Source organism: Aeromonas sp. R1-1 (genome assembly GCF_040908495.1).
GTDB classification, from domain to species: Bacteria; Pseudomonadota; Gammaproteobacteria; order Enterobacterales; family Aeromonadaceae; genus Aeromonas; species Aeromonas veronii.
Window position 1 is genome coordinate 1 of sequence record NZ_JBFODV010000305.1, and the last position, 9,515, is coordinate 9,515.

The 9,515-nt window shown below is 58.8% G+C and carries 10 protein-coding genes and 1 pseudogene; 4 read left to right on the forward strand and 7 right to left on the reverse strand.

Features of this window, described 5'->3' with window-relative positions:
• Positions 1-64 precede the first annotated feature (64 nt).
• Genes zur through AB5Y92_RS21385 form a run of 3 tightly spaced genes read left to right on the forward strand, consistent with a single transcriptional unit; the run spans position 65 to position 1,209 of the window.
• The gene (zur, locus tag AB5Y92_RS21375) at positions 65-523 is read left to right on the forward strand and encodes a zinc uptake transcriptional repressor Zur (RefSeq protein WP_005335805.1); all 459 of its coding nucleotides are present in this window, start codon (positions 65-67) and stop codon (positions 521-523) included.
• Positions 513-974, forward strand: a complete 462-nt coding sequence (locus AB5Y92_RS21380; RefSeq protein WP_005343179.1) for a chemotaxis protein CheX — start codon at positions 513-515, stop codon at positions 972-974. The genes zur and AB5Y92_RS21380 overlap by 11 nt, the downstream gene beginning before the upstream one ends.
• A gap of 4 nt (positions 975-978) precedes the next feature.
• On the forward strand, positions 979-1,209 hold the full coding sequence (locus tag AB5Y92_RS21385) for a hypothetical protein (protein WP_368227716.1): 231 nt from the start codon (positions 979-981) through the stop codon (positions 1,207-1,209).
• 73 nt (positions 1,210-1,282) lie between these two features.
• Here AB5Y92_RS21385 and brnQ (AB5Y92_RS21390) read toward each other — a convergent pair whose 3' ends face one another.
• The 3 genes from brnQ (AB5Y92_RS21390) to AB5Y92_RS21400 form a co-directional block, all read right to left on the reverse strand.
• Positions 1,283-2,560: a branched-chain amino acid transport system II carrier protein gene (brnQ, locus tag AB5Y92_RS21390; RefSeq protein ID WP_368227719.1), complete on the reverse strand. Its 1,278-nt coding sequence runs from the start codon at positions 2,558-2,560 to the stop codon at positions 1,283-1,285.
• Positions 2,561-3,009: 449 nt separating this feature from the next.
• A complete protein-coding gene (gene brnQ / locus AB5Y92_RS21395) occupies positions 3,010-4,314 on the reverse strand; it encodes a branched-chain amino acid transport system II carrier protein (protein WP_005335813.1) in 1,305 nt (434 codons plus the stop codon).
• A gap of 191 nt (positions 4,315-4,505) precedes the next feature.
• Entirely contained in the window at positions 4,506-5,216 is a 711-nt protein-coding gene (locus AB5Y92_RS21400; protein ID WP_368227717.1) for a tRNA1(Val) (adenine(37)-N6)-methyltransferase, read from the reverse strand.
• 119 nt (positions 5,217-5,335) lie between these two features.
• On the opposite strand from AB5Y92_RS21400, the gene srmB reads away from it, so the two are divergent.
• Entirely contained in the window at positions 5,336-6,559 is a 1,224-nt protein-coding gene (gene srmB, locus AB5Y92_RS21405; RefSeq protein ID WP_005335816.1) for an ATP-dependent RNA helicase SrmB, read from the forward strand.
• A gap of 72 nt (positions 6,560-6,631) precedes the next feature.
• On the opposite strand, the gene AB5Y92_RS21410 is transcribed toward srmB, so the two are convergent.
• From AB5Y92_RS21410 to AB5Y92_RS21425, 4 genes and pseudogenes are all read right to left on the reverse strand, one after another.
• On the reverse strand, positions 6,632-7,087 hold the full coding sequence (locus AB5Y92_RS21410; protein ID WP_164536053.1) for a GNAT family N-acetyltransferase: 456 nt from the start codon (positions 7,085-7,087) through the stop codon (positions 6,632-6,634).
• 56 nt (positions 7,088-7,143) lie between these two features.
• Complete coding sequence (locus tag AB5Y92_RS21415; protein ID WP_164536052.1) at positions 7,144-7,716, reverse strand: Crp/Fnr family transcriptional regulator; 573 nt, start codon at positions 7,714-7,716, stop codon at positions 7,144-7,146.
• A gap of 2 nt (positions 7,717-7,718) precedes the next feature.
• Complete coding sequence (rlmB, locus tag AB5Y92_RS21420) at positions 7,719-8,468, reverse strand: 23S rRNA (guanosine(2251)-2'-O)-methyltransferase RlmB (RefSeq protein ID WP_164536051.1); 750 nt, start codon at positions 8,466-8,468, stop codon at positions 7,719-7,721.
• A gap of 519 nt (positions 8,469-8,987) precedes the next feature.
• Positions 8,988-9,515, reverse strand: a pseudogene (locus AB5Y92_RS21425) (IS481-like element ISAs19 family transposase); the annotation flags it as partial.

A 9,515-nucleotide genomic window follows, 5' to 3' on the forward strand; every position in this document is an offset into this window, starting at 1 on the left:
TGTCGCCGCGCCATGCGAGGCCCTGTGATAGTATCCGGCTAATAGAAAGGGTATCTGCGCGATCATGAATCAAGACCAACTTTTACAACGAGCCGAGCGACTCTGTATACAGCGAGGGATCCGCTTCACCCCGACCCGACGTCAGGTATTTCGCCTGCTGGCGGCACACGGCAACGCCATCAGCGCCTATGATTTGTTGGCCCAGTTGCAACAAACCGAAGCCAATGCCAAGCCGCCAACCGTCTATCGGGCACTCGATTTTTTGCTCGAACAGGGCTTTGCTCACAAGGTGGAATCTCTCAACGCGTTTATCTTCTGCTGCCACTTCGATCACGCTCACCCGATGCAGTTGCTGATCTGCGACGAGTGCGGGGATGTGGTCGAGCTTCACGATACGGCGATCGATAGCGCGTTTTCCGAGCAGGCCCACTTGCATGGTTTTACTATTACCAATAAGACGATAGAGGCACATGGCCAATGTGCCCGTTGTACGCCCACTGTAGGAAGTCATCATGAAGGCTGATTTTGTAAATCCGTTCCTGCTATCCCTGCTCAATGTGCTCTCGACCATGGCACAGCTGGAACTCAAACCGGGCAAACCGAAACGCAAGATGGATGAGCTGGCGCGCGGCGACGTCTCCGGCCTGATCGGCATGGTCGGCCCGCAGACCCGAGGTTCCCTCTCCATCAGCTTCGAGAAGGGGCTGGCGCTGGAGATCATGCGCCGCATGCTGGGGGAAGCTCCCGCCTCCATCAACGAAGAGGTGACCGACATGGTCGGTGAAATCACCAACATGGTGACCGGCGGTGCCAAGCGGATGCTGGGCGAGAAGGGCTACGAGTTTGACATGGCGACCCCCATCATCGTCTCCGGCCCCAACCACACCATTACCCACCGTGCCGATGGCACCAAGATCATGATGCCGTTCGAATCGGATTTCGGTCGCGCTACCATCGAAATCTGCTTCGAGTAACCCTATGTGGAAAGCATTGAAATGGATTTTCATCTGCTGGGCCCTGCTGTTGATCCTGTCGGACATTCAGGTCAGCACCTCCCTCTACAAGTACGAAGATAACCGGGTGCTCATCAACTTCCCGCGCTGGGAAGCCAAGCAGCCCTGGGGCACCTTCGAGTGGCATGCCGGACTGGTAGAAACCCACTGGTATGGTCTGGAGGGCAAACCCAAGCCGAAAGGCCCGCAAATCTGATCCGGTAACGGATCCGGCAGAAACAGAAGAGGCCAGCAGATGCTGGCCTCTTTGCTATCTCGTTGTTTCTGAATCAAGCCGCTTCGGCAGCCAACTTCCCGCTTGGTCGTACCAGGATGCCGACGATGCAGGCCAACAGGGTCGGCAGCAGCCAGGCAAGCCCCTTGTCGAACAGCGGCAGGAAGGCAAAGCCGTCCATCGCCATACCGGCAGCGCCCAGCCCATCGAGGCAACCAAACAAAAAGGCTACCGTCAGCACGCCGCGAAACGCCAGCCGTGGCTGGGCAAACCATCCCTTGAGGAAGGTCACCAGCACCAGCGCGATGGCAACCGGATAGATGGCCACCAGCACCTGAATGGAGAGGCCGATCAATTCGCTCAACCCCACATTGGCCACCACTGCACAGAGCGCCCCCAGCAGGATCACCCAGTTGCGATAGGCCCAACCAGTCAGGCCATGGAAGTAGTCGGCACCGGCACAGAGCAGGCCGACCGCGCTGGTAAAACAGGCCAGGGTGATGATGGCAGCCAGAATAAACTGACCCGGTTGGCCAAACAGGCTCAGGACGTAAGCATTGACGATGGCGCCGCCGTTGCTGATATCGCTCGCCACCCCACCGGCGCTGTTGCCTAGCTGAAAGAGCGAGATATAGACAGCCGACAGCCCGACCGCCGAGATCAAACCTGCGATGGTCAGATATTTGAACTGGCTGCGATAATCCTCGATCCCCTTCTGGCGCAACAAACCGATGATCAGGGCACCAAACATCAGGGAGGCCAGGGTATCCATGGTGTTGTACCCCTCCAGCATTCCTTTGGTCAGGGCTGCATCTATGTACTCACCGCTGGCATCTGGCATGGTGCCCTGCGGCGTCATAAAGACCCCGACCGCCAGAATGAGCAGCATCGCCATCAGGGCGGGAGTTAGGTACTTGCCGACCGCATCAAGGAGCTTGCCCCGATCGAGCGCCACCAAGATCACCAGCGCAAAGAAACTCAGGGTGTAGATCAGCAGTCCCGCATGACCGGTATCGCCAAGCCAGGGCTTGAGCCCCATCTCGTAGGCGACCAGACCGGTGCGGGGAATGGCAAAGGCGGGTCCCATGATGATATAGATGGCGATGGCCAGCGCCGTCGCCGCCCCGGCGGGCAGATAGCGGGTCATTCCGGTCCAGCCACTCGCGCCGCCCCCCGAGCTCCCCTTGGCCACCGCAATCAGGGTGATCAGCGGCAAACCCACCGCCGTCAGCAAAAAGCCGCACATGGCGGCCAGCAGATGCTCACCAGCCATAAAACCGGCCAGCGGCGGAAAAATGATATTGCCAGCCCCCAGATAGAAGGCAAACGTCATAAACCCCAATCCGAATACGTCGGACAATTTCAATGATTTCGTCAAACTCAACCTCATCTGCCTTATCAGCTTGTTATTGATTGCACCCACTGCCTGGCAGATAACCGGTAACAATACCTCTCGCCCCCACACGGCCCGCGGACCGGATGAGGCGCACCACCTTTAGCATAAAGAAGAGGAGTTCGATCTCAATCACCAATTAATATCTTGAAACAATTTACCGCTGTGGAATTAATCGCCGAACAACTCGGCGATCCATAAACAGGTGTCACACGTGGCGTATTGGAGGCAAGAAGAGGGGAACAGGTTATAGCGGCCAAATACGGCTGCTCAGATGCTATCTGCGTACGGTGACAATTACGGCAGCAAAGCGAGGTGAAATGCGAGGCTCACAGAAAACAAAAGAGCCTGCACGGGGCAGGCTCTTGGCAATATCACATCGGGTGTGATCAGGCAGCTTCGGCAGCCATCTCGGTCGGACGCACCATCACGCCAACTACGCAGGCCAGCAGGGTCGGCATCAGCCAGGCGAGGCCCTTGTCGAACAGCGGCAGGAAGGCAAACGCATCCATCTTCATACCGGCAGCACCCAGACCATCCAGGCAACCGAACAGGAAGGCAACCATCAACACCCCACGGAACACCAGACGGGGGCGGCCGAAGTAACCCTTCAGGAAGGTGACCAGCACCAGCGCCACGGCAACCGGATAGATGGCAACCAGCACCGGAATGGAGAGGCTGATCAACTGGCTCAGACCCACGTTGGCCACCACGGCACAGATAACGCCCAGCAACACCACCAGCTTCTTGTAAGCCATGCCGGTCAGATTGTGGAAGAAATCAGAGCAGGCAGAGATCAGGCCCACGGCAGTGGTGAAGCAAGCCAGAGTGATGATGGCCGCCAGAATGAACTGACCCGGCTGACCAAACAGGCTCAGTACGTAGGCGTTGACGATGGCGCCACCATTGCTGACATCCGTCGCCACACCGGCTGCCGTGTTACCCAGCTGGAACAGGGAGACGTACACCACGCTCAGACCAACGGCAGAGATAAGGCCGGCAATGGCCAGATACTTGAACTGGCTCTTGTAATCGTTGATGCCTTTCTGGCGCAGCAGATCGACGATCAGGGCGCCAAACATCAGGGACGCCAGGGTGTCCATGGTGTTGTAGCCTTCCAGGATCCCTTTCACGAAGGGGCTGTTCTGATAGTCACCGGACGCATCAGGCATGGAGCCTTGCGGTGCTACGAATACACCGATCGCCAGAGTCAGCAGCAGCAGCATCAGTACCGGAGTCAGGTATTTGCCGATGGCGTCCATCAGCTTGCCCTGGTTCATGGAGACCAGAATGGCCACACCAAAGAAGATCACGGTATAGGCCGCCAGACCCGCTTGCCCCATATCACCGATGAACGGCTTGAGGCCCATCTCGTAGGCAACCAGACCGGTACGGGGCGCGGCAAAGGCCGGGCCGATGATGATGTAGATGGCAACGGCCAGCGCAGTCGCGACACCGGCAGGCAGCAGTTTGGTCATGCCAGCCCAGCCGTTACCGGCTTTCGCCACGGCCAGAATGGTCACCAGAGGCAGGCCCACGGCAGTGACCAGGAAGCCAAACATCGCCAGGGAGAGGTGCTCACCAGCCATGTAACCGGCCAACGGCGGGAAAATGATGTTACCGGCGCCCAAGTAGAAGGCGAAGGTCATAAACCCTAATCCGAGTACATCGGACAATGTGAGTGATTTCGTCAAGTTCAACCTCGTCTGTCTTGTAAATTATTGCTTGTTATAGTTTTTATCGGTCGCTGACCGGGTGTGTTCAGGGGGTATAAAAAAAGAGCCCCGCATGTTTTTTCATCGCAACCAGTGGTTTTAGCTGGTCTGGAGCGGGCGCTCGATCTGGAACCAGCATAATGGCGTGAAAAAATAGTTCAAGACGAAATTTACATCTTCAAATAGAAGGGGTTGGTCAGTTGGATATATCTGTCGGAATAGGCCCCATCAGCAGAATGGATCACAATTTCACCCCTCTCACACCTGTTTAATCCTCTGCCAAGTAGCAATAAAACACGATTTGCCTCTTTACCCTCTCTGGTGATAACAGCTGTATAACAAATGCCATGCAGATCATAATTCGCCGAAATGCATAAAATTTCATCGGCCATCGCCGTCGGCAGCACCAGCGCCACCTGCCCGTTCAGGCTCAACAAACGATCGCAGGCCGCCAGTAATGCGTGGCTGTCGAGGGCGCCGGTATGGCGGGCCAACGCCCTCGCCGGATCGCTAAATGACTGGCCTGCCACGAAATAGGGAGGGTTGGAGACGATAAGATCGTAAGGGGCAGCCTGATAATCCTGAATGGCACTCTCTATGACGGTTACCCGATCGGCCCAGGGAGAAGCCGCCGCATTCTCCCGCGCCTGGCTGGCCGCATTAATATCCAGCTCGACCGCATCAAGACGGCAGTCAGACCTGCTGCGCTGGGCCAGCATCAGGGCAATCAGGCCGCTGCCGGTGCCGATATCGAGCACTCGACGCGCCTGTTCGACCGGCGCCCAGGCACCGAGCAAAATGCCATCGGTGCCTACCTTCATGGCGCAGCGATCGTGATTAATATGGAACTGTTTGAAGGTAAATCCGCGACTACGTCCCATCTGGCCCCCGTCATCTGCAAAAATGGTGGGCGATTATAGCGGCTAAGACACACTCACCAATAGGAGCCGACGAGATAATCGCCTATAATCTGCCGTTTCCTTAATGACCGAGTATTGCCATGAGCCAGTCCTTTGATGATTTCGACCTGCACCCAGCCCTCAACCGGGCCTTGGCCGAGATGGGATTCACCCGCCCCACCACCATCCAGCAGATGGTGCTGGAGCCAGCCCTGGACGGCCGCGATATTCTGGCATCCGCTCCGACCGGTACCGGCAAGACTGCCTCCTTCCTGCTGCCGGCACTCCAGCACCTGCTGGACTTCCCGCGCCGCAAGCCGGGCCCCTGCCGCATGCTGATCCTGACCCCGACCCGCGAGCTGGCTCTGCAGGTGACCGCACACGCCAAGGCGCTGGCGGCTCACACCAACCTCAGCATCGAGACCATCATCGGCGGCGTCAGCCATGAAGAGCAACTGCCTGCCCTGACCAAGACCACCGACATCGTCGTGGCCACCCCTGGCCGTCTGCTCGAGTACATCGAGAAAGAGGAGTTCGAGAGCCACGACATCGAAGTGCTGGTGCTGGATGAAGCGGACCGCATGCTGGACATGGGCTTTATCAAGGATGTGAACCGCATCGTGGAAGAGGCGCGCTACCGCAAGCACACCATGCTCTTCTCCGCGACCCTGGAAGGGGCCGGCCTTGAGAAGTTCGCCAACGAGATCCTCAAGGATCCGGTGGAGCTGCATGCCGAACCTCCCCGCAGCGAACGTCGCCCCATTACCCAGTGGATCCATCTGGCCGATGACGCCGCCCACAAGCTGGCGCTGCTGACCCATATCCTGAAAGATCCGGAAACCCAGAAAGCCATCATCTTCGTCAAGACTCGTGAGCGTCTGGCGGAGCTCTCCGGCCAGCTGCAGGCGGCGGGTATCTCCTGCGCCTGGATCCGTGGCGAAATGGAGCAGAGCAAGCGTATCGAGTCGATCCGCAAGTTCCACGAAGGGGAAGTGCCCTTCCTGATCGCCACCGACGTCGCCGCACGCGGCATCGATCTGCCGAACGTCAGCCATGTCATCAACTACGACATGCCCTACGGCGCCGATGTCTACGTCCATCGGATTGGCCGTACCGGCCGCGCCGGCAACCGTGGCTGTGCCATCAGCCTGGTGGAAGCCCACGACATGGCGATGGTCGCCAAGATCGAACGCTACACCGAGGAGCGCCTCAAGCGCCGAGTGATCGACGAGCTGCGCCCGAAACACAAAGAAGCGCGGGTACCGGTGAAGAAGAAAAAGCCGGTCGACAAGAAGAAGTCCGCCAAGAAGAAAAAGAAGAAGTGATCGCCTGACGATAAAGAGAAGGGCCATCCCGCGGGATGGCCCTTCTGCATTCTGAATCACGCTGACGAGTGGTTATGCCACTACTCTGCGCATCCCCATATGGGGGATATCGTCTTCGAGATAGCCTTCCCCTTCCGCCACAAAACCGTGCTGGCCATAGAAGCCCTGCAGATGGGCCTGCGCCCCCAGCCAGATGCTGTGAGTCGGCCAGCGCGCCTCGCACGCCTTGACCGCCTCGCCGATCAGCTTATGACCGAGACCACCGCCACGCGCCTTGGGTGAGGTCACCACCCGGCCGATAGCGGCGCCGCTCTCATCGCCGATGCCGGGCGCCATGATCCGCGCATAGGCGGCCAGCAGATCGCCCTGATAGCCGAGCAGGTGCAAGACCCCGTCGCGGCGATCCAGCCCGTCCAGATCCTGAAAGGGGCAGATCTGCTCCACCACGAACACCTCGGCCCGCAGCGCCAGCAACTCATACAACTCGTCAGTGGTCAGTTCAGACCAGGGTTTCAGGATCCAGTTCATCGGCAACTCCTTATCAGTTCGGCCTGCCAGCATAATCGTGGCGCCCGCCCTCTGCATTAACCTTTGTTAAGTTCTTTCAGCCGTTTGCGAATGCGACTAAGACTGATGGGAGTAATGCCAAGATAGGCGGCGATCTGGTGGTCGGGCACTCTGGCATCAAGTGCGGGAAAACTGTCGAGAAAGTGCTGATAGCGCGCCTGCGGGCTGCCGGTCAGCAGCAACTGCTCCTTCTCCTCCTTGATGCGCAGCTGCACCTCCAACAGGTGCTGGTACCAGCGCGGCCAGCCGGGCAGCTGGCGCAAGTCGGCCAGACTGAACAGCTGCAGATGACAGGGCTCCAGCGCCTCCACGCTGTAGCGGGCTGGCTCGCCACTAAGCAGGTGGTGGAAGTCGAGAAACTCGTCCCCCTCCCAGTAGAACTCCTTGATGTACTCGCGGCCATCCTCCAGCACCAGCTTGGCCCGCAGCAGCCCCTGCTCCACCCTGACCAGCAGATCCGGGCTGTCACCAGCGTGCCAGAGGCAGCTTTTCGGGCTGAGGGTCAGCGGGCGGGCAAAAGAGAGGAGGCGCGCGGCCTCCTCTTTATCTGCGACCTGCGCCCAATCGAAGGGGGGTCTGTCAGCCAGCATGATTAACCGCGACGCTGACGCACGGCTTCAAACAGGCAGACACCGGTTGCCACCGAGACGTTGAGGCTGGATACCGCCCCCGCCATCGGGATGCTCACCAGCTCGTCGCAATGTTCGCGGGTCAGGCGACGCATGCCCTTGCCCTCGGCACCCATCACCAGCGCCATCGGGCCGGTCAGTTTGGCCTGATAGAGGTCGTGATCGGCCTCGCCAGCGGTGCCGACAATCCAGACGCCGCGCTCCTGCAATTCGCGCAGGGTGCGGGCCAGGTTGGTGACCTGAATGAGCGGCACCACTTCGGCCGCGCCACAGGCAACCTTGCGAACGATCGGGGTCAGGCCGGTGGCCTTGTCCCGCGGCACGATGACAGCATTAGCCCCGGCAGCATCGGCGCTGCGCAGGCAGGCGCCGAGGTTGTGCGGATCGGTCACGCCATCCAGCACCAGCAGGAAGGGCTGGCTCTGTTGTGCCGCCAGCTCGTCCAGCAGGCTGGCCAGATCGTGCTCGGCGAGCTTCGGCGCCTCTTTCACTCGGGCCATGATGCCCTGGTGATTGTTGCCTTCCGCTTTGTCATCAAGGGTCTTGCGGTTCACGCTCTGTACGCGCAAGCCGAGGGATTCCAGCTCGGCCAGCAGGGGTTGCAGCCGGTCGTCATCCCGCCCCTTGAGGGCCCACACTTCGATGAAGCGCTCGGGGGTGCGCTCCAGCAGCGCGGTGACAGCGTGAATGCCGTAGATCAGTTCAGTGCTCATGTTCAAGATCCGTAGGTCGGGTCGCATAAATGCGCCCCGAAGAAAAATGGCCGTACCGGCAGCCTGACCACCATGATGCGGGTCTCGTCACCGGTCGCTAAATGATGACGCATCATACCAGAGAGACCGGCATCAAGGGAGGAGGAAGCTGCTCGGCCAAGCTCCGAAACTATGACAGGCCTGTTGATCCGGCTGCGCCATCATCCTTTATGGTGCACCTGACCCGGCCCGGTAGTGACTACAAGTGGGCTCGCTGCGCGGCGCTCAAAACGGTAGCTGTCCCAATTTCAGCCCTTGGAGATCAGCCCTTTCGTTGTGGATGTTCGACTTCAACACGGCTCAGGATGACTAATTTATTGATCTTGCCCAGAAAACTATCATCTCCCGCTTCCCTCTCCAGCATCGCTCGCTAACATAGCCGTTTGGCAACAGCCTCGTCGGAGTCACCCATGGGTCAGGCCTACGCCATATGTACAGATCTAGTTATCACCTGACACCGGCCTCAAACCGGTGTCTTGTTTACGCTACTTTAGTGCGCACTTCCTTCGGTATCAATTTCAGACCCTTTTTGAACATGCTGTAGGGAGTCTGTCCTTCCATCATCCTGCCTTGATGTGGCCGCTGGGTGTTGTAGTGCTCCAGATAGCTACCCAGGTCTGTCTGCATCTGCTCTACCGACTCATACCAGGTCGTTCTCCCCTTGATACGGAAGTGTTCATCCAGCAGTGTGCGATGCAGCCGCTCGATAAAGCCGTTGCTCTGCGGCCTGCGCACCTTGGTGGTTCGGTGCTCAATCCCCTCCAGTTGCAGGAACAGCTCGTAGGGATGGTGGTCAGGGCGCCCACAGAACTCGCGCCCGTTATCCGACAGGATGGTATAGACCCGTGCCTCGTGGATTTCAAAGAATGGCAGCACCGTTTCGTTAAGCACATGGACCGAGGTGATGGGCAGTTTGCTGGTGTAGAGCCGTCCCCAGGCGTGGCGGCTGTAGCAGTCCAGCACGGTTTGCAGATACACCTTGCCTACCCCCTTGAGTGCGCCGACGAA

Bases quoted from the DNA above. Each gene is read 5' to 3' on its own strand.
- AB5Y92_RS21410 (WP_164536053.1), bottom strand. From the start codon at position 7,087: ATGAACTGGATCCTGAAACCCTGGTCTGAACTGACCACTGACGAGTTG.
- srmB (WP_005335816.1), top strand. From the start codon at position 5,336: ATGAGCCAGTCCTTTGATGATTTCGACCTGCACCCAGCCCTCAACCGG.
- AB5Y92_RS21400 (WP_368227717.1), bottom strand. From the start codon at position 5,216: ATGGGACGTAGTCGCGGATTTACCTTCAAACAGTTCCATATTAATCAC.
- AB5Y92_RS21385 (WP_368227716.1), top strand. From the start codon at position 979: ATGTGGAAAGCATTGAAATGGATTTTCATCTGCTGGGCCCTGCTGTTG.
- AB5Y92_RS21380 (WP_005343179.1), top strand. From the start codon at position 513: ATGAAGGCTGATTTTGTAAATCCGTTCCTGCTATCCCTGCTCAATGTG.
- zur (WP_005335805.1), top strand. From the start codon at position 65: ATGAATCAAGACCAACTTTTACAACGAGCCGAGCGACTCTGTATACAG.
- brnQ (WP_368227719.1), bottom strand. From the start codon at position 2,560: ATGACGTTTGCCTTCTATCTGGGGGCTGGCAATATCATTTTTCCGCCG.
- rlmB (WP_164536051.1), bottom strand. From the start codon at position 8,468: ATGAGCACTGAACTGATCTACGGCATTCACGCTGTCACCGCGCTGCTG.
- AB5Y92_RS21415 (WP_164536052.1), bottom strand. From the start codon at position 7,716: ATGCTGGCTGACAGACCCCCCTTCGATTGGGCGCAGGTCGCAGATAAA.